This window comes from Metabacillus sp. YM-086, from assembly GCF_048059995.1.
Lineage (GTDB): Bacteria > Bacillota > Bacilli > Bacillales > Bacillaceae > Metabacillus > Metabacillus litoralis_B.
Window position 1 is genome coordinate 1 of sequence record NZ_JBLUOI010000081.1, and the last position, 19662, is coordinate 19662.

At 35.0% G+C, this 19662-nt stretch carries 16 protein-coding genes; 15 read left to right on the forward strand and 1 reads right to left on the reverse strand.

From position 1 onward, the window contains the following. Window positions 1-275 precede the first annotated feature (275 nt). From ACEWK1_RS23250 to ACEWK1_RS23290, 9 genes are all read left to right on the forward strand, one after another. Window positions 276-1178, forward strand: coding sequence for a carbohydrate ABC transporter permease (locus tag ACEWK1_RS23250; RefSeq protein WP_396653759.1), 903 nt, complete (start codon window positions 276-278; stop codon window positions 1176-1178). Next, entirely contained in the window at window positions 1178-2005 is an 828-nt protein-coding gene (locus ACEWK1_RS23255; RefSeq protein ID WP_212137164.1) for a carbohydrate ABC transporter permease, read from the forward strand. The genes ACEWK1_RS23250 and ACEWK1_RS23255 overlap by 1 nt, the downstream gene beginning before the upstream one ends. 102 nt (window positions 2006-2107) lie before the next feature. Further along, window positions 2108-3394, forward strand: coding sequence for an ABC transporter substrate-binding protein (locus tag ACEWK1_RS23260; protein ID WP_121660853.1), 1287 nt, complete (start codon window positions 2108-2110; stop codon window positions 3392-3394). A 137-nt stretch (window positions 3395-3531) separates the two neighbouring features. Beyond that, complete coding sequence (locus tag ACEWK1_RS23265) at window positions 3532-5349, forward strand: sensor histidine kinase (RefSeq protein WP_212137166.1); 1818 nt, start codon at window positions 3532-3534, stop codon at window positions 5347-5349. Then, the gene (locus ACEWK1_RS23270) at window positions 5330-6913 is read left to right on the forward strand and encodes a response regulator (RefSeq protein ID WP_212137168.1); all 1584 of its coding nucleotides are present in this window, start codon (window positions 5330-5332) and stop codon (window positions 6911-6913) included. The genes ACEWK1_RS23265 and ACEWK1_RS23270 overlap by 20 nt, the downstream gene beginning before the upstream one ends. 89 nt (window positions 6914-7002) lie before the next feature. Then, window positions 7003-7827, forward strand: a complete 825-nt coding sequence (locus ACEWK1_RS23275) for a PRD domain-containing protein (RefSeq protein ID WP_121660856.1) — start codon at window positions 7003-7005, stop codon at window positions 7825-7827. A gap of 224 nt (window positions 7828-8051) precedes the next feature. Further along, on the forward strand, window positions 8052-9425 hold the full coding sequence (locus tag ACEWK1_RS23280; protein WP_121660857.1) for a sucrose-specific PTS transporter subunit IIBC: 1374 nt from the start codon (window positions 8052-8054) through the stop codon (window positions 9423-9425). Window positions 9426-9485: 60 nt separating this feature from the next. Beyond that, window positions 9486-10451: an aminoimidazole riboside kinase gene (locus ACEWK1_RS23285; protein ID WP_212137170.1), complete on the forward strand. Its 966-nt coding sequence runs from the start codon at window positions 9486-9488 to the stop codon at window positions 10449-10451. Beyond that, window positions 10444-11886, forward strand: a complete 1443-nt coding sequence (locus ACEWK1_RS23290; protein ID WP_121660859.1) for a glycoside hydrolase family 32 protein — start codon at window positions 10444-10446, stop codon at window positions 11884-11886. Before ACEWK1_RS23285 ends, ACEWK1_RS23290 begins: the two co-directional genes overlap by 8 nt. 71 nt (window positions 11887-11957) lie before the next feature. Here ACEWK1_RS23290 and ACEWK1_RS23295 read toward each other — a convergent pair whose 3' ends face one another. Continuing rightward, window positions 11958-12941, reverse strand: coding sequence for a LacI family DNA-binding transcriptional regulator (locus tag ACEWK1_RS23295; RefSeq protein WP_251393628.1), 984 nt, complete (start codon window positions 12939-12941; stop codon window positions 11958-11960). A 450-nt stretch (window positions 12942-13391) separates the two neighbouring features. Here ACEWK1_RS23295 and ACEWK1_RS23300 point away from each other — a divergent pair, with 450 nt between their 5' ends. The 6 genes from ACEWK1_RS23300 to ACEWK1_RS23325 all read left to right on the forward strand — a co-directional run. Next, window positions 13392-14393: a TRAP transporter substrate-binding protein gene (locus ACEWK1_RS23300; protein ID WP_212137174.1), complete on the forward strand. Its 1002-nt coding sequence runs from the start codon at window positions 13392-13394 to the stop codon at window positions 14391-14393. 87 nt (window positions 14394-14480) lie between these two features. After that, window positions 14481-14978, forward strand: coding sequence for a TRAP transporter small permease (locus ACEWK1_RS23305; RefSeq protein WP_212137176.1), 498 nt, complete (start codon window positions 14481-14483; stop codon window positions 14976-14978). Between the two features lie 5 nt (window positions 14979-14983). After that, window positions 14984-16264: a TRAP transporter large permease gene (locus tag ACEWK1_RS23310; RefSeq protein WP_212137178.1), complete on the forward strand. Its 1281-nt coding sequence runs from the start codon at window positions 14984-14986 to the stop codon at window positions 16262-16264. Window positions 16265-16284: 20 nt separating this feature from the next. Next, window positions 16285-17781, forward strand: coding sequence for a UxaA family hydrolase (locus ACEWK1_RS23315; protein ID WP_212137180.1), 1497 nt, complete (start codon window positions 16285-16287; stop codon window positions 17779-17781). A 31-nt stretch (window positions 17782-17812) separates the two neighbouring features. Next, window positions 17813-19342, forward strand: coding sequence for a tagaturonate reductase (locus tag ACEWK1_RS23320; RefSeq protein ID WP_416636702.1), 1530 nt, complete (start codon window positions 17813-17815; stop codon window positions 19340-19342). A gap of 17 nt (window positions 19343-19359) precedes the next feature. Then, window positions 19360-19662: glucuronate isomerase (locus ACEWK1_RS23325; protein ID WP_416636703.1), on the forward strand; the 303-nt coding region annotated here is incomplete at its 3' end.

A 19662-nucleotide genomic window follows, 5' to 3' on the forward strand; every position in this document is an offset into this window, starting at 1 on the left:
TGCGGTATCAACATTATGGGATGAGAACTCTATTTTCATTCCTGGGTTGAGAGCGAAAGATCATGAATGTTTTTTGTGTGAAATAAACATCACCTTAGTATAAAGGTCACACAAAGGTCAAAAAAGTGCACCTTTTTAGTCAATTGAGTTTATCGTAATAAAAATGAAAACGCTTTATACTTGGTTTAAGCAAGCGGTTACAAAAGCAACTAGGTGGTGATGATGAAGTGAGTGCCAAAATAAATACTAATGAATTGGCAGCAAAAGAAAGCCATGTGAATCAAGCATTACAGGCAAAACGAAAAACGAGACTGAAAAAAGCTTTAGGCTATGCAGCATTCGTAGGACCTGCACTTTTATTCTTTATTTTGATTCAAATTATCCCGTTTATTATGGGGGTTTACTATTCATTTACTTCATGGAATGGAGTAAGTTCGAATGTTGAATGGGTAGGATTACAAAACTATATTACGATCTTTACTGATGATAAAAAGTTTTTTAATTCATTCCTATTTACAACAAAGTTTATGTTTGCTGCTGTTATAATCAGTAACCTTTTAGGGTTTGGATTAGCTTTACTATTAAATGCAGCATTGAAAACAAAGAATATCCTAAGAACTGTATTCTTCATCCCGAACGTTATCGGTGGATTACTACTAGGGTTTATCTGGCAGTTTATCTTCGTTAAAGGTTTCGCATCTATTGGGAATATGACAGGAATTAAATTCTTCCAATTACCTTGGTTAGGTGATGAGGCAACAGCGTTCTGGGGAATTGTTATCGTATTCGCTTGGCAAATCAGCGGTTACATGATGGTTATCTACATTGCTGCACTTCAAGGTGTAGATACTTCTTTACTAGAAGCAGCAAGAATGGATGGAGCATCAAACTGGTCTATTCTTAAAAACGTTATTGTTCCTTTAATTTTACCTGCCTTTACGATTTGTTTCTTCTTAACAATCTCAATGGCATTTAAAATATTCGACTTAAACCTTTCCTTAACAGGTGGCGGTCCATTTAACTCTACAGAATCAGTAGCGATTAATATTTACCAAGAAGCATTCATGAACAACCGATATGGCTTAGGTACAGCAAAGTCTATTCTATTCTTTATCGTTGTGGCTGTGTTTACAACACTACAAGTAACATTTACGAAGAAAAAGGAGGTTGAAGCATAATGAATAGAGGCTATACAAAAGGAACATTCGTTTTAGAAGTTCTAGGAATTATGCTCGGCCTAATTTTTCTTATACCGTTTTACTTCGTAGCAATCAACTCAGTTAAAGGCTTTTCGGAAATACTAATTGACGCAGCAGCGTTACCAAAGGAAGTTCTATTTAGTAACTATGCAAAAGTATGGGAAGTTATCAGCTTCCAAGATGCGTTTTTAAACTCTTTAATTATTACAGTGTTTAGTATCGCTGGTATTGTTGTCATTAGTTCTATGGCAGCTTGGAAGATGGTTAGAACACCTGGAAAACTAAGTAAAATCTTATTCATCTTCTTTGTCTCAGCAATGGTTATTCCATTCCAAACGGTTATGATTCCATTAATGAAATTGGGTGGTACGCTTGGAATTATGAACAGTATCCCAGGTATTGTGATCATGTACTTTGGATTTGGAGTTTCACTCTCACTGTTCTTATATCATGGTTTTGTGAAAACAATTCCACTTGAGATTGAAGAATCTGCAAGTATTGATGGTTGTACACAGTTTGGTGTCTTTTGGAGAATTGTATTCCCATTATTAAAACCGATCACTGTAACCGTTATCATTCTTAATACATTATGGATTTGGAATGACTACTTACTTCCATTACTTGTGTTACAAGATGCAAGCTTAAGAACAATTCCTTTAGCGACAAGCTCTTTCTTCGCACAATATACAAAGCAATGGGATATGGGATTGGCAGCATTAGTACTAGGTATTGCACCAGTAATTGTGTTCTTCCTTTTCCTACAAAAACACATCATTAAAGGGATTGCAGCTGGGTCTATTAAATAGTTTCAGCTATCAAAATCGTATATAATGTTCAATTGCTAGGTCTTTAGTAAATGGAACATTTATATAAAAATATAAAGATATAAATTAGGGAGGTCTACTGTAATGAAGAAACTGATGCTTTTAGGTTTGTCAATGCTATTAGTTTTAGGTATCTTAGCTGGTTGTAATTCAAACAAGCAAGAAGGTGCTTCTGAAGGTAACAAAGATTCTGGTTCAGGTGATGGGGAAGTTGTAACATTAAATCTGTTCCAATTTAAAGTTGAAATTGCTGATCAGCTTCAAGAAATGATTAAAGAATTTGAAGCAGAGCATCCAAATATTAAAGTAAAACTTGAAACTGTTGGTGGTGGCGCTGACTATGGTGCTGCTTTAAAAGCTAAATTTGCGTCAGGCGAAGAGCCAGATATTTTCAACAATGGTGGCTTTAAAGAACTTGAGCTTTGGAAAGAGCATTTAGCAGACCTTTCAAACGAGCCATGGGCAGAGCATGTTCTTCCTATCGGTAAAGTTCCAACAACAGATGCAGATGGTAAATTATATGGTATGCCAGTAAACCTTGAAGGTTATGGATTCATTTATAACAAAGACTTATTTGAAAAAGCAGGTATTACTGAAACACCAAAAACTCTTTCTGAATTACAAGATGCTGTTAAGAAGCTTGAAGCAGCTGGAATTAAAGCATTCTCAGCTGGTTATGGAGAGTGGTGGGTAATTGGTCAACATTTATTCAACATTCCTTTTGCCCAACAAGATGATCCTGTTGCATTCATCGAAGGTTTAAATGATGGTTCTACTAAATTTGCTGGAAATGAGCAATTCTCACAATTAAAAGAAGTAATTGATCTTGAAGTGAAAAATGGTGTTGGTAACCCAATCACAACAGATTATAATACTCAAGTAACATTATTTGCTTCAGGTGAAGCGGCAATGCTACAACAAGGTAACTGGACTGAAAACATGATTACTGAAATCAATCCAGACATGAACATGGGCTTCTTACCAATACCTTTAAATGATGAAGCTGATGCTGATGTATTACCAGTTGGTGTTCCAAATAACTGGGTATTAAACAAAAACTCTGAGCACTTAGAAGAAGCGAAAACATTCTTGAACTGGATGGTTTCTTCTGAAACAGGAAAACGTTATATCACGGAAGAATTTGCGTTCATTCCTGCATTTGATAATATCGAAGCGTCAGGTTTAGGTGATTTAGGTCAATCAATTCTTGAATACTCTAAAGCAGAGAAAACAATTCCTTGGACTTGGTTCAGATGGCCAGATGGAGCAAACAAAGAGTTTGCTGCAACAATCCAAGAATATGCAGCTGGTAAAATCAGCTATGAAGAAGCTTTAGAAAAATTCCAAGCAACTTGGGATAATCTGAAGTAATAATAATAACTAAGAAGCATGTCTATAATAGGCATGCTTTTTAGCTATATGTACGGAGTCTGGTAGGGCTTACATTTCGCTTAGGTAATTTCTAGTCTATAATGATAATAATAGATGAAAAGATTGGAGGTTCCAAGTTGTCAAAAACAAGCATAAGAAATAAACTTATTGTTCTTCTATTACTCATTACGATTGTTCCATTTGGGACTTCCATTGTGATTACATATTTATATACAAAGGAATCGCTAAAAGATGAGTTTATAGAAGAAAATGTAAACCTCCTATATCAAGGAAAGTTAAATATAGAAGGCTACATAGGTGAATTAAAAAATTTAACTTTATCGTTTTATAACAACATTGATTTTATGAGGTATTTGCAAAATCCTCCTGCAGGAGATGATTATTTAGCAAAAGAAACAGTTAAAAATGTGATATTAACGATTCTTTATGCTGAAGAGAATATTAATAGAGTAAACTTTGCTTTGGTTGAGCCTAATCAAAATGTTTCTGTATCTAAAAAGTCAGCTGTTGTGTTTTCCCCTTTAAATAAATTCCGCAATCGTGATAACTATGAAAAAGCTTTAGATAGCCAATATCATATCCATATAGAACCAATGGAAATTATGCAAGAGGAATCATCTAATCATAAATCGAATAAACAGAAAGATGTTTTTTCCCTTCATAGAGCGATTGTTAATGTACCATCTGATGAATTACTTGGCTATATTTCATTAGACATAAATTCAGAGCAGCTACTTAATATTACTCATAAATTATATGTAAAAGATAAAGAAGAGTTTTATATTATAAGTCCTGATGGAGAACTCATTTTTAGATCTAATTATGAAGTATCTGAAGATCAGCAATGGATTAAAAGACTGATTCAGAATGAAGATACAAGTGGGATGATGGAATGGAAGAAAGACTCCTTTGAAGGCTTAATGATTTACGAAAAGCTGGACGATTCATCAGGAGGATGGTTCCTTGTTAAACGAATTCCCTATACCTCTGTTTTTGAAAGTGCTCTTAGTGTGGCAAAAATCAATATTTTATTTGGAGTAATCGGATTAATTCTTGTTGTATTGGCGACTCTTTTTGTTTCATTTAAAATCACAACACCTATACGAGTTCTTTTGCAAAATATTAAGCAAGTTGAAAGTGGAAATATGAATGTTCAGTTTGATTCACTTGGAAACGATGAAATTGGTACTCTTGGTGAACGGTTTAAAGAAATGATGTCAAAATTAAATCATCTAATTAATCGGGAATATAAGCTCGAGCTAGAAAACAAAACAAATCAATTGAAGGCACTTCAATCACAGCTTAATCCTCATTTTTTATATAATGCCTTGCAATCAATTGGAACGCTTGCTTTAAAAAATAACGTTCCACAGGTATACACGCTTGTTACCCATCTCTCAAAAATCATGAGATATGGAATGACAATTGATGAAAATATTGTTCCATTAACAAAAGAAATTGATTATACAAAAGCATTTTTATTATTACAAAAAGAGAGATTTGGCGATCAGTTTGAATATTCGATAGAATTCACAAAAGAAGATTTGCTTATTATGGTTCCTAAAATGATTCTTCAACCGATTATTGAAAACTACTTTAAACATGGATTTGATCGAAGTATTGAAAAAATAGGATTATTAAAAATTGTGGGTAAGAGGGAGAAAGACCAACTAATTATTACAGTTTTAGATAATGGAAAAGGAATTAGTGAAAGTAGATTAGATGAAATTCATCAGTCATTTTTAGAAAATAAAGCTAATAGCAGTGGAAACGGTACAAACATAGGGCTAAGAAACATATATTTACGCCTAAAGTTATACTACGGTGAGCAAGCCAGTCTGCAGATTGAAAACCATGAGAATTATGGTACATTGGTGACAATTAAACTTCCAGTAGAATCAGGAGGTCTTACGAATGAAAGCAATCATAATTGATGATGAAAAACATGTAAGAGACGGTCTTCTTTTGTTAGCAGAATGGAAGCGATTAGGAATTCAAGAAGTGTTTGAAGCAAGTGATGGGGAAGAAGCGAAAAGTATGATAGTAGAACATCAGCCAGAGATTATTTTTACTGATATGAACATGCCAAAATTAGATGGAATTCAGCTTCTAAAATGGCTGAAAGAAACTGAAATAACGAGTAAAACAATTGTGGTTAGCGGTTATGATGATTTCCACTATATGAGAAATGCAATTACGTACGGAAGCTTTGATTATTTGTTAAAGCCTATTGAACCAGATGCTCTTAACGAAACTTTAGAAAGAGCAGTGAATGAGTGGAAGAAGCAAGCGCAAAAAAGGGAATCAACTAAGGAAACAACAAGAGTGATCAATGAAGCAAAGCCGTTCTATTGGGATCATATTTTCACAACTCTTATTTCACACACACCTCCATCACCTGAGCTTATTCAAAAAGTTCAAAAAGAATATGGTGTGAATATTAATGAGGGACAGTGTACAATTTGCTTGTTATTGTTAAATTGTAGAATTGTCAAAAGGTTTGAAGAAGATAAGAATCTAGCATTTTTTACAATATTGAATATTTGCAATGAATTAGTTCGTAATGACCAAAGCGGCTTTTGTTTTAAGAATGGGAACCAAAAAGACGAAATTGTTATTCTATTATGGAAGCATAAAAACGAAGTAAAACTTATGGAAAGTATTCAAAAGGAAATTGAGAGGTTTACTAATACGAAAGCAGTTATTGCAATTGGGAAGCCATCTGGAAAATTAGAGGAAGCTTATCATTTTGCACAAAAAACGTTATTAAAACACAATATGGTAGATGTTCATAAGAAAAATCACATTATGACGTATGAGGATATCACATCAAGACCATTGCTGCATCTTTTTGATTATGCTGAAAAAATAAAGTGGACAATACAAAGTGGAAGTATTGACCAAATGGATGAAGTGATAAATGACATTTTCCACAAGCTAGAATCTCAGCATTTTCTTTCATTTGAGCAAATTCAAGACTGGGAAAATCAATTCGAAGTGTTGCGTAAAAATTGGTTAAAAGAATATCAGCTTAGTGAAGAAACCACCTATTACAATGGGCAAGATTATTGGGATGAAGATGGAACCTTTTCATTCACAAAATTTAAGGAAGAGAAAACAAAGGAATTCCACGAATTAATTGAGCTCTTGAATCATGTGAAATATCAAAAAGAAAAGAATAGTATTCAAGAAATAGAAGCTTTCTTGAGGGAAAACTATGACAAGGATTTCACTCTGCAGGAAATTGCTGATCGTTTCTTTTTAAGTCGTGAATATATATCAAGGAAATTTAAGCATCAATACAACGAAACCATTACAAATTATATGACAACAATACGAATTGATAAAGCAAAGGAGCTTCTAGAAAACCCGCATCTAAAAGTTTATGAAATATCGTTTAAAGTTGGTTATCAGAATGAAAAGTATTTTAGCAAAGTGTTTAAAAAGGTCGTTGGGATGACTCCGAATGAATACCGGGTGAAGGTAGCAGACCATTAATCCCTAATAGAGCAAAGTTTATTTTAAATCTTTGCTCATTTAAATTTTAATGATAATATATAGCTTATTAAATTTGTACGGGGGATTTTATGCGGATCTTCAGAATTTTGAACAACAATGCCGTAGTAGTAATTGATGGGCCACAGGAGAAAATTGTTATGGGAAATGGTATCGCTTTTCAAAAAAGTAGAAATGATATTGTTCCTAAAAATAAGATTGAAAAAATATTTGTATTACACGAGGCATCCTCTGAGAAGTTCCAGCAATTATTAGCTACCTTACCAGAAGAGCATATTGAGCTAGCTGAAAATATTATTAGTTATGCAGAAGGATACCTAAGTTCACCACTTAGTGATCATATTCATATTGCTTTAACTGATCATCTTTCATTTGCATTAGAAAGAATTAAGCAGGGTATACCTATCAAAAATAAACTATTAAATGAAATAAAGATGCTTTATAAAAGCGAATTTGAAATAGGTTTGTGGGCAAAGAAAGAAATTAGTAGTAAGCTCGGAATTGAAATTCCTGAGGATGAGGTTGCGCATATCGCTCTTCATATTCATACAGCTAAATTGGATGCTCCTTCTATGAGTGAATCTTTAAAGCAAGCATCTATTTTAAGTGATTTTGTTCAACAAGTTGAAGAATTCGTTGGAGAAAAGATCGAGGAATCTTCAATCAATTATCAGAGACTTATTACACATCTTCGCTTTGCCTTAAATCGGATTTCTTTAGGAGAAAAATTTGACCCGATTGACCAAGATATGATGGACCTCATACAAGGTAAATATCAAACAGCATATTCTTATTCAAGAAAAATATTAGACAAGTTGAGTAAAGAATATGAGATTGAATTTCCAGAATCAGAGGTAGCATATATTGCGATACACATTCAAAGGCTATTAAAATAATTATATTATAGAAATTTTTATGTTGACGGTTTCAATATGTTCTTATAGAATAAATGAAACAACAATTTTATATGTGGGATTGTTACTGATAACGCAGGCAAGACCTAGAATATATAGGATGACATAGGTAGATCATCTTCTTTGAAGCTACCTTTTTATCCATATATTTTAGGTCTTTTTTTGTTGTCTGTAACACCCTACAAACGTATAGGGAGGAATACAACATGAATCATCGTGAAGTGGCAGAACAACTTGTTGCGAAGCTTGGAGGCAAAAATAATGTAATAAGTGCTGCTCATTGTGCAACACGTCTTCGTCTAGTAATTGAGGATGAAAATTCAATTGATAAAAACGGGATTGAGGAACTAGAAGGAGTAAAAGGAGCATTTTCAAGTTCTGGTCAATTTCAAATTATATTTGGTACAGGAACTGTTAATAAAGTGTATCAACACTTTGCTCCATTAGTCGGAGCTTCAATGGAAGATGAATCAACTAACAAAGGGGAATCTCATAGCGATGCGGCTAAAAGAAAAATGAACCCTTTTGCTCGTTTTGCTCGAACTTTATCTAATATATTTGTTCCAATTATTCCTGCAATTGTTGCAGCGGGTATGTTAATGGGTCTTTTAGGATTAATGAAAACGTATAACTGGGTAGACCCAGAAAGTGCTTTATTCGTCATGCTAGATATGTTCTCATCTGCAGCTTTCATTATTCTGCCAATCTTAATCGGCTTTAGTGCAGCAAAAGAATTTGGAGCTAATGGTTACCTTGGAGCAGTTATTGGTGGGATTATGATCCATCCTTCCCTTCTAAATCCGTGGGGATTAACAGATGCTGTCCCTTCTACACTTGACTTTTTTGGTTTTGGAGTTGAAATGCTAGGGTATCAGGGAACTGTTATTCCTGTTCTATTAACTGTTTATATTATGGCTAAAGTAGAAAAAGGCTTACGTAAAATTGTTCCAAATGCGATTGATTTATTAGTAACACCTTTTATAACTGTTATTTTTACAGGTTTTGTTGCCCTGCTTATCATTGGTCCAATTGGAAGAGTACTAGGAAATGGGATCACAACAGTATTAGATGTAGTTTATAGTACAGCTGGACCAATTGCCGGGTTAGTATTTGGCGGACTTTACTCAACTATTGTTTTAACTGGTGTTCATCACAGCTTCCATGCCATTGAAGCAGAGCTATTAGCTAATGTTGGAGGTAACTATTTACTCCCAATTTGGGCGATGGCAAACGTTGCCCATGGGGGAGCAGCATTGGCCGTATTATTCAAAACAAAGAATAAAAAAATCAAGGGAATTGCAGGTCCCGCAGCTTTATCTGCCTTTTTAGGCATAACTGAGCCAGCAATTTTCGGTGTGAACCTAAAGTACAGAAGACCTTTTATTGCTGCAGCTATTGGTGGAGCTCTTGGCGGAGCATACGTTGTGTTCACGAATGTAATGGCTAACGGAATTGGTTTAACAGGCATCCCACAGTTTGCCATTGTCCAGGATCCACTTAATTATGGAATTGGTTTTCTTATTGCAACAATAGGTGCTTTTATCGCAACCTTATTATTAGGTTGGAAGGAAGAAAAATAAGAGAATAGAGGTTGGCTTTGAAGTTTCAAAGTCAACTTTTTCATATGGGAGGTTGAAAGTATGAGAAGTGGAGTTATTTCCTTAGGTGAGGCACTCATTGATTTCATTCCGTTAGATAAACAAAATAATCATTATCAAAAAAGTCCAGGAGGTGCACCAGCCAATGTAGCTGTTGGAATATCGAGGCTAGGTTTAAAGTCAACCTTCTTAGGAAAAGTAGGAGATGATGTTCTAGGTAAGTTTCTTTACGAAACACTAGAAAATCATCATGTACGAGTTAATCAAATGGTATTTACTTCAGAGCATAAAACAGGTGTTGTGTTTGTAACAAATGCTGAAGATGGAGAACGTAGCTTTGATTTTTATATAAACCCAAGTGCAGATCGGTTTCTTGAGTCAAAAGAAATAGATAAGGAGGATTTTGTTACTCATAAAATCTTTCACTTTGGTTCAATATCAATGATCAGTGATTCGTCAAAGGAAGCGACCAAGTACGGAGTTGAGCTCGCTAAAAAGAACAATATGATCGTTTCTTACGATCCTAATTTACGTTTGGATCTTTGGGACTCCGAAAAAACAGCGAGAGAAACCATTAAAAGCATGATAAACTTTGCAGATATTCTTAAAATCTCGGAAGAAGAATTAACATTCATTACTGGGGAAAAAGAGATTGTCAGAGGTATAGAAGTCATGAAAAGCTATGACATTCCATTACTCATTGTGACAATGGGAGCTTTAGGTAGCTATGTATGTACTTCCGATGGATACGAACATGTACCAGCATTAAAGGTGGACGCTGTTGACACAACAGGTGCCGGTGATGCTTTTGTTTCTGGAATTTTATACTCGATCAATGAGTATGACGGAGACATTCGTACACTCTCATTAGAAAAAGCAGTAGAGATGGCTAGATTTGCTTCGATATCGGGTGCACTTGCTGCTTCAACAAAAGGGGCTATGACAGCTCTACCAACGTTAGAGCAGATAAAAATGCTACTAGCAAAAGTGGGTGGGAACGTTGAATAAAGACAAACAACTACGTCAAGAAGTTGCCGAAGAAATCGAAAACCATCGTAACCTTGTTAAGCAGGATCCATATCGCTTGCATTATCACCTTATGCCACCTGTAGGGTTATTAAATGATCCAAATGGTTTCATTCAAATGAATGGAGAATATCATCTTTATTATCAATGGATGCCATTTAAAACAGGACATGGAGCAAAATTCTGGGGACATTATTCTTCAAAAGATTTAGTGAATTGGAAGCATGAAGAAATTGCACTTACTCCATCAGAATGGTTTGAAAAAAATGGTTGTTATTCAGGAAGTGCGATCGAGCATGATGGCCATTTTTATGTTTTTTATACTGGGAATGTCAAGAATGAACGGGGAGAACGTGAAACCTATCAATGCTTGGCTGTTTCAAAAGATGGCATTCATTATGAAAAGAAAGGGCCGGTAGTTACCTTACCAGAAGGCTTTACCGCTCATTTTCGTGATCCTAAAGTATGGCAACAAGATGAGTTGTTTTTTATGGTGGTAGGAGCTCAAACAAAAGACTTAAAAGGCTCAGTTGTATTACTTAAATCTAATGATCTCTTCAACTGGGATTATGTCGGAATACTAGCAGGTGGAGGGGAAGGAAAACTGGGTGACTTTGGCTATATGTTTGAATGTCCAGATTTATTCAATCTTGAGGGAAAGGATATCCTTATTTTCTCTCCACAAGGCTTAGAGCCAAAGGGGATGAACTACCAAAATGTATATCAGGCTGGCTATGTGGTTGGACATTTTAACAGCCAAACTGGTGCGTATGATCATCAACTTTTTGAAGAGCTTGACCGAGGGTTTGATTTTTATGCTCCGCAAACTACTATTGATACTCATGGTAGAAGACTTCTCTTTGCATGGATGAGTGTACCAGACCAGAACGAGCAGGAACACCCGACTATTGAATACAAATGGATCCATAATATGACTCTTCCACGCGAACTAAATTTGATTGATGGAAAGATTCATCAAACACCTGTTAAAGAATTAGAACATTTAAGAGACAGTGAAATGATAAGCTATTCGGTGAAGCTGAATAAGGAAAGTAGAGAATTAGACGGCATTAGTGGAAAAACAATAGAGTTAATGTTAGATCAAATTGAAGTAGATGAGGGTTGGATGGAAATATCTATAAGTGATGCCGGAAGATTGATCTATTCCTCAGATCAAAAAATATTTACATTTGAAAGAAAAAGCTATGTTGACGGAACAACTGAAAAACGTCAGTGTAAGCTTGAGGAATTGAATTCACTTAGACTATTTATTGATACATCATCAATTGAAATTTTTATTAATAATGGAAAAGAGACATTTACTTCTCGTTTTTTCCCTAATCCTGCAGACCAGCATATTTCATTTTCTGCTTCTAAGGAAGTAAGCTTTACTGTGAATAAGTGGAATCTAGGGTAATGAAAACTAAAACAGATATTTCAGCGTGACAAGGAGAAAGGTACCCTTTATATGTTGTGGGTACCTTTCTGTTACTTCGAACAAGATGCGCGCTCTACAATTTCTGGTGTCATGATTTGTACATGTGGTACAGATGATTTGTCGTTGATTAGCTTCATTAGTGAATCAACAATTTTAACTGCTAATTGATCAATAGGTACCCCAACACTAGTTAATGGAGTTTCAAGTGTGCCCATTTGTGGAATATTATCATAGCCGATAACAGACATATCTTTAGGTATAATTAGGTTTTCTTCTCTTAGACTACGAATAATTCCTGATGAGATGTCATAACTGCTTCCAATTAGAGCTGTGGGCTTATACGTTGAGTGTAATAATTTTTTTGTTGCCACATACCCGTCATACCAATCAAGACCTCCTGAATTAACAAGATTTTCTGCATTTACTGATAAATTAAATTCCTTCATAGCTTTTTGAAATCCTTTAAATTTTTCCATCTGTCTACGATCAACAGGTGAAAAATCACCTATAAACGCAATCTTACTATGTCCCAGTTTGTATAGGTATTCAACTGCATCATACATTGCTTGCTGCCAATTAACATCAATAACAGGAAGTACATTATTTCCTGCCACTCCATGTGCAATGGTAGGGATGGAGCTTGTTAGAGATTGGTCAGTTAATGTTTCATCATTTTCCTCAAAAACAATCATTCCATCAACTTGAAAGCGCTTAAACATTTCGAATGATGTTTTAATCGGATTAATAGATAAAATCATAGAGTATGAATGTTTGCTAATTTCTTCATTAATCTTTGTGACTAATGTTGATAAAGTAGCTCTTTCAATGGAAGGCCAAACTAATCCGATTGTTTTCGTTTGCTTCGAAACGAGGCGTTGAGCAGCAAAGTTAGGTTCATAACCTAATTCTTTAGCAATTTTTAAAATTTTCTCTTTTGTTTCGGGTTTAACAAGATCACTATCATTTAAAGCCTTTGAAACGGTAGAATAACTTACACCTGCTAAATTTGCAATATCTTTAATTGTTACATTCATAGTGTTGTCACCTTTACATTGAATGATTTTTGAGAATTACAACGTTGTTATAAAAAAAGTTAATTTATTATGAGAATATTATTTATAATGTAACATTTTATTAGGGAGATTCATAGTTAAATCAATAATTTCACCAAAAAATTCTAGGTATTTATAAAAAAGTTATTGAAAACGTTGTCATATTCAGAAATTTTCGTTAATATGGTAATAACAACGTTGTTATTTTACTTGATTATTGATTTAAGACTAATGTTGGAAACAAAATAATGTATTTGTAAGCGTTATCTAAGTAGGAGGGATATTATTCGAAAACAACAACTAGTAGTGGGTTAAATGATATTAATCAGTAAAGGCTCCTACATAATAATCAAGAGACCCTCACTATGATGAAAAGAGTGGTAGAACGATAGGATTGGATTTTTAACAAAAGTAAACAAGGGGGAAATAGAAATGAAGAAGTTAGGTACTTTATTGTCAGTAATAGGGTTAACATCAAGTATTTTATTAGCAGGCTGTGGTGCAGAAAGCTCAAACGGGGGCAGTGCTGATGAACCAAAGATTTTAAAGCTTGCTGAAATTCAACCAGAGGATTACCCAACAACTGTAGGTGCAAAGGAATTTGCTAAATTAGTAGAAGAAAAAACAGATGGTCGTTACAAAGTAGAAGTTTATGCTGGTGGACAATTAGGGGATGAGAAAAGTGCAATTGAACAAGTACAGTTAGGGTCAATTGATGTAGCGCGTGTTAATGCAGGTCCTTTAACAGAATTCTCTGATGATATTGGTGTTCTTGCATTGCCTTATATTTTCAGAGATGAAATACATCAATGGGATGTACTTAATGGAGAGGTTGGTAAAGAGTTATTAAAAACACTTGAGCCATCAAATATGATTGGTCTTTCATTCTATGACTCTGGTAAGAGAAGCTTCTATAACTCGAAGAAACCAATTGAAACACCTGAAGATCTTGAAGGCTTGAAGATACGTGTTCAACAATCAGATATGGTCATTGATATGGTTAAAGCATTAGGTGCTTCTGCTACACCAATGGCTTTTGAAGAGGTTTATTCTGGTATACAAACTGGAGTTATAGATGGTGCAGAGAATAATTTCCCAAGCTATTATTCTACAAATCATTTTGAAGTGGCTAAATACTACACACTTGATGGACATTCTACTACTCCAGAACTTTTGGTTATGTCTAAATCTACATGGGATCAGTTAAGTGATGGAGATAAAAAGGCCTTTGAGGAAGCGGCAATGGAGTCGGTTGATGTTCAACGTAAAGCATGGGATGAGTTAGAAGAAAAAGCAAGAACGGATATTGAAGCAAATGGTAATGAAATTATTGAAATTGAAGATACAACACCTTGGAGAGAAAAGGTCCAGCCTGTTTATGATAAATATGGTGAACAGTATAGTGACTGGATTGAAAAGATTAATAATCTTTAATTTCTAATGTGAGAGAATGACTCGAGTTATTATTTTAACAATTTAGTATGCTCGAGTGATTCTCAGCTAAATAGGAGGCTCTTTTCAATGAAAGCTGTCAAATCATTAAAAAACGGTCTAGATCGCTTTGTTGATACAATATCACTCATCATGTTAACAGCAATGGTTATCATCATTACTTTTCAAGTCGTTTCAAGATACTTTTTTAGCTACACTCCATCTTGGTCGGAGGAAATATCACTTATTTTCTTAGTATGGTTAAGTTTTTTAGGAATAGCTGTTGGCTTTAGAGAAAAGCTCCATATTGGTGTTGGACTAATTGTCAATATGCTACCAGATAAGATTCAGGACCTTTTTGATATCTTCGCAAAAGCGTTAGTTGTTATTGTTGGAGTCATTTTCATAATGTATGGTTGGAAATTTACAATATTAATGTCAAATTCAACGATGGCTGGTACGAAGTTGCCATCTAGTGTGTTATATGCTGCCATTCCTGTATGTGGATTATTAATGGTGATTTATGGCGTTGAACTTTTCTTTAAAAAGGGCATGCACCAAGAGTTTGACGATGTTGATGAGGAGTGACAGATATGGGTACGGTTCTATTGCTCGGAAGCTTTATACTACTCTTACTATTGAGGGTTCCAATTGCTCTTTCTCTTGTAATTTCATCCTTCTTAACAGGAATGTATTTGGATGTAGATTTATCCGCACTGGTCCAACGTATGGTTGGGGGAGTTAATTCCTTCTCATTATTAGCTATTCCATTTTTCATATTAGCAGGAGAGATTATGAATGAAGGTGGGATATCGCGAAGGTTAATTAATTTGTCAAACGTTCTCATTGGTAAAGTGCGTGGTGGGTTAGCGATGGTGAATGTGTTGGCTAGTACATTTTTCGGTGGAATATCAGGCTCAGCGGTTGCTGACACCTCGTCTGTTGGATCTGTATTGATTCCAATGATGAAAAAGAAAGGGTATGACACTGATTATTCGGTAAGCGTAACTATTTCTAGTGCGGCACAAGGAGTGATGATCCCGCCAAGTCATAACATGATTATTTATTCTATGGCAGCTGGTGGAGTTTCTGTTGGTTCCCTGTTCATGGGAGGGTTACTACCAGGTTTATTACTTGGATTAGCTCTCATGGTGCTAACTTATATTATTGCTGTAAAAAGAAAATACCCTAAGGGTGAAAAAATTGATTCAAAAGAGATCCCAAAGATTATTAGAGAAGGCGTTTTAGGTTTACTAACAGCAGTCATCATTATTGGTGGGATTATTAGTGGTATTTTTACTGCCACAGAATCAGCAGCAATTGGTACAGTTTACGCGTTTATTATTACGTTTTTTGTTTATCGAGATATTCCTTTGTCACGTTTTTCAGTCATTTTAAAAAGAACGTTTAAAACATTATCAATGGTGCTTTTCTTAATTGCTGCATCAAGTGCGTTTGGTTGGTTATTAGCGTTACTAAAGGTACCTGCAATGGTTACCGAAACACTTATTGCTGTTTCTCCAAATGATATTGTTACCTTACTAATCATCAATCTCATTTTGCTAGCTTTAGGGACAATTATGGATATGGCTCCATTAATTCTAATCGTAACACCAATTTTATTACCGGTTGCTGTAAGTATTGGGGTTGACCCTGTTCACTTTGGCGTTCTCCTAATCTTAAATCTTGCAATTGGATTAATTACACCACCAGTTGGAACAGCATTATTTGTTGGCTGTGCAATAGGTAAAATACCAATTGAAAAAGTTTCTAAATCAATGCTTCCATTCTATGTAACTATGATTATCGTTTTATTATTAGTGACATTTGTACCAAGCATTTCACTATTTCTGCCAAACTTAATGATGGAATAAAAAGAAGGAGTGAAGACTATATGAGTACAGCACCCTTTTTACAAGTAAATAAAAAAGATAATGTGCTTGTTCTTTTAAAGGACTATAAAAAAGGAGAAGAACTTACGTTTCAAGAACACACTTTTATCGTTCAGGAAGATGTTCCACTCGGACATAAAGTAGCCTTCTTAGAGATTAATGAAGGAGAAGATGTTTTAAAGTATGGATTTCCAATTGGAAGAGCTAAGCATACGATTAGACCTGGTCAGTGGGTTCATACTCATAATGTGCAAACAAAACTTGAAGGAACGTTAGAATACTCTTATCAAGAGAAAAAACAAATTTTAGAGAATAAGAAGAGGCAAAGAACCTTTCAAGGGTATGTACGCACAAACGGAGATGTTGGGATTCGAAATGAGATTTGGGTTATTAACACAGTTGGATGTATTAACAAGGTAGCTGAGCAGTTGGTAAAACTTGCTGAAAAATCGTTAGATACATCTGGTACGGATGGTGTTTTCCATTATCCACATCCATTTGGCTGTTCACAACTTGGTGATGATTTAGAAAATACTCAGAAGATCTTAAGAAATCTAGTGCAACACCCTAATGCAGCAGGTGTACTTGTTTTAGGCTTAGGATGTGAAAATAACCATATTAAAGCATTCACAGATATACTGGGTGAATTTGACGAGGAACGTGTGAAATTTTTGGCTGTTCAAGAAGTTGAAGATGAATTAGATGAAGGAATTTCAATTATTGAAGATCTTATCACGTATGCTAATCGCTTTAAGAGAGAAGCGGTTTCTGTTTCTAAGCTAAAGGTGGGATTAAAATGTGGAGGTTCTGACGGCCTTTCTGGCATAACAGCAAATCCGTTAGTAGGAGCATTCTCTGACAAAGTTATTGCACATGGAGGTTCAACCGTTCTGACAGAAGTACCGGAAATGTTTGGTGCAGAGACAATTTTAATGGAACGTGCTGTAAATGAAGAAGTATTTTCTAAAACGGTTTCATTGGTAAATGACTTTAAAGAATACTTTATAAAGCATGATCAAGTGGTATATGAAAATCCTTCTCCTGGGAACAAGGAAGGAGGAATTACAACATTAGAGGAAAAATCTCTAGGTTGTGTACAAAAGGGAGGCTTTTCCGAAGTTGTTGATGTACTGCCATATGGCGGGAGAATTAATAAGCCCGGACTAACATTACTTCAAGGACCTGGTAATGATTTAGTTTCTGTTACCTCACTCGCTGCATCTGGAGCACATATTGTGTTATTTACGACTGGTAGAGGCACTCCATTTGGTGGACCGGTTCCTACAGTGAAAATATCGACGAACAATAAACTTTTTGAAAAAAAACGAAATTGGATTGATTTTAACGCAGGTGAACTCATTACAGGTAAAGACAAGGAAACGTTAGCAGATGAATTGTTTGAGTATATCATCAAACTTGCTTCAGGTGATGAGAAGGCTCGTAATGAAGAGTTCGGATTTAAAGAGATTGCCATTTTTAAAGATGGCGTTATTCTATAAAATCGTTTGACGCAAAGGGGAGGGAGAGTTCATGGATCAATTATGTCGCGAAACGTTACTTGAAAATCAACACTTAACTGAAAGAGCTGAAGTTGATTTAACAAATGATCTACCAGAACGTATTCTCCAATTTGGAGAAGGGAATTTCCTAAGAGGCTTCGTTGATTGGATGGTCAATGAGATGAATAAACAAGGAATTTTCAATGGTAGAGTTGTAGCTATTCAACCAACACCACATGGAAAAGTTGTGCCAAAGCTTAACGCACAGGATGGTCTTTATACACTTGTGCAACAAGGAATTAAAGATGGGAAAACAGTTAATAAAAGTGAAGTGATTACTTCTATTAGTCGGGGAATTAATCCTTATGAAAATTGGGATGAAGTGCTAAAAGTTGCAGAATCTCCTTCTATACAGTTTGTTTTTTCAAATACAACTGAAGCCGGACTAACGTATCTGGCGGAAGAGTTCATACCCGATGCTTCACCACTTTCTTTCCCTGGGAAATTAACAGCGGTTCTTTATCATCGTTACAGAGTATTTAACGGATCAGAGGATAGTGGACTTACAATAATACCTTGTGAGTTAGTAGAAGAAAATGCAAATGTTTTAAGGGAAATTGTTTTGAAAATAGCAAATGATTGGGAGCTTCCACAAGAATTTATTCAATGGGTTGAACAGAATAATCGATTTTGCAACACACTTGTAGACCGGATTGTACCTGGTTATCCGAAGGAAAATATTGATACTTTTACGGAAATGTTAGGTTACGAAGATCAGCTTATTGCTGTTTGCGAACCATACCATTTGTTTGTCATTGATGGGGATAAAACGATTAGTGAGAGTATTCCGTTTCATCAAGCTGGTTTACAAGTGAAGTGGGGAGATGTGACACCATACCGTCAATTAAAAGTTAGTTTATTAAATGCTCCTCATACAATGATGTACTCACTTGGGTATTTATCTGGATTAAATACAGTTTATGAAGTAATGGAGAATTCGGAGCTATTTTCTTTTATTGAAAATGCGATAAAGGATGAAATAAAAACGGTGCTTTCTTTTGAAACGAAAGTATTGGATGAGTTTGCAAACTCGGTTCTGGACCGTTTTAAAAATCCGTTTGTAAAACACTATTTAGTTGACTTAGGTCAAAATGCTGTCTCTAAATATAAAGCAAGAGTGTTGCCGCTTTTCTTTGAATATCTAGACAAACAAAATAAAATACCAGTTCATATGGTGTTTTCTCTTAGTGGGTTAATTGCCTATTATAGACCAATCAGAGTTGATGGGGATGAACATATGGTTGGAAATAGAGATCTCCAGGAATACCAAATTCGCGATAGCAAAGATGCGGTCAAGACGTTTGCCGAGGCGTGGAATCAATATGATGGAACAAGTGAGTCCCTTAATAAAGTGGTTTCAATCATATTATCTGATGAAAAGCTATGGGGACGTAGTTTAGTAGAAATTTCTCTTCTTAAAGAAATGGTTGTTAATCACTTAGAAGATATGGTTACTTTAGGAGTTCAAAAAAGTCTCGAGAAATTTTATTTGAAAAATTAAGAAGGACGGTGGGAGAAATGAAAGACTTTATGGGAGAAGATTTTTTACTATCAACTAATACTGCGGTGGAGTTATATCATAAATATGCTAAGGAAATGCCGATTATTGATTACCATTGTCATCTTAGTCCTAAAGAAATTTATGAGAATAAGAGATTTAAAAATATAACAGAAGCTTGGTTATATGGTGATCATTATAAGTGGAGAGCGATGAGAAGTAATGGAGTTGACGAAGAATATATTACTGGAAATGCTAGTGATTATGATAAATTTTTAGCATGGGCAAAAACAGTTCCTATGACGATAGGAAATCCGTTATAT

Excerpts from the sequence above, each read along its gene's own strand:
- ACEWK1_RS23270 (WP_212137168.1), top strand. The coding sequence starts at position 5,330 with ATGAAAGCAATCATAATTGATGATGAAAAACATGTAAGAGACGGTCTT.
- ACEWK1_RS23275 (WP_121660856.1), top strand. The coding sequence starts at position 7,003 with ATGCGGATCTTCAGAATTTTGAACAACAATGCCGTAGTAGTAATTGAT.
- ACEWK1_RS23310 (WP_212137178.1), top strand. The coding sequence starts at position 14,984 with ATGGGTACGGTTCTATTGCTCGGAAGCTTTATACTACTCTTACTATTG.
- ACEWK1_RS23320 (WP_416636702.1), top strand. The coding sequence starts at position 17,813 with ATGGATCAATTATGTCGCGAAACGTTACTTGAAAATCAACACTTAACT.
- ACEWK1_RS23305 (WP_212137176.1), top strand. The coding sequence starts at position 14,481 with ATGAAAGCTGTCAAATCATTAAAAAACGGTCTAGATCGCTTTGTTGAT.
- ACEWK1_RS23260 (WP_121660853.1), top strand. The coding sequence starts at position 2,108 with ATGAAGAAACTGATGCTTTTAGGTTTGTCAATGCTATTAGTTTTAGGT.
- ACEWK1_RS23285 (WP_212137170.1), top strand. The coding sequence starts at position 9,486 with ATGAGAAGTGGAGTTATTTCCTTAGGTGAGGCACTCATTGATTTCATT.
- ACEWK1_RS23255 (WP_212137164.1), top strand. The coding sequence starts at position 1,178 with ATGAATAGAGGCTATACAAAAGGAACATTCGTTTTAGAAGTTCTAGGA.
- ACEWK1_RS23280 (WP_121660857.1), top strand. The coding sequence starts at position 8,052 with ATGAATCATCGTGAAGTGGCAGAACAACTTGTTGCGAAGCTTGGAGGC.
- ACEWK1_RS23295 (WP_251393628.1), bottom strand. The coding sequence starts at position 12,941 with ATGAATGTAACAATTAAAGATATTGCAAATTTAGCAGGTGTAAGTTAT.
- ACEWK1_RS23315 (WP_212137180.1), top strand. The coding sequence starts at position 16,285 with ATGAGTACAGCACCCTTTTTACAAGTAAATAAAAAAGATAATGTGCTT.
- ACEWK1_RS23300 (WP_212137174.1), top strand. The coding sequence starts at position 13,392 with ATGAAGAAGTTAGGTACTTTATTGTCAGTAATAGGGTTAACATCAAGT.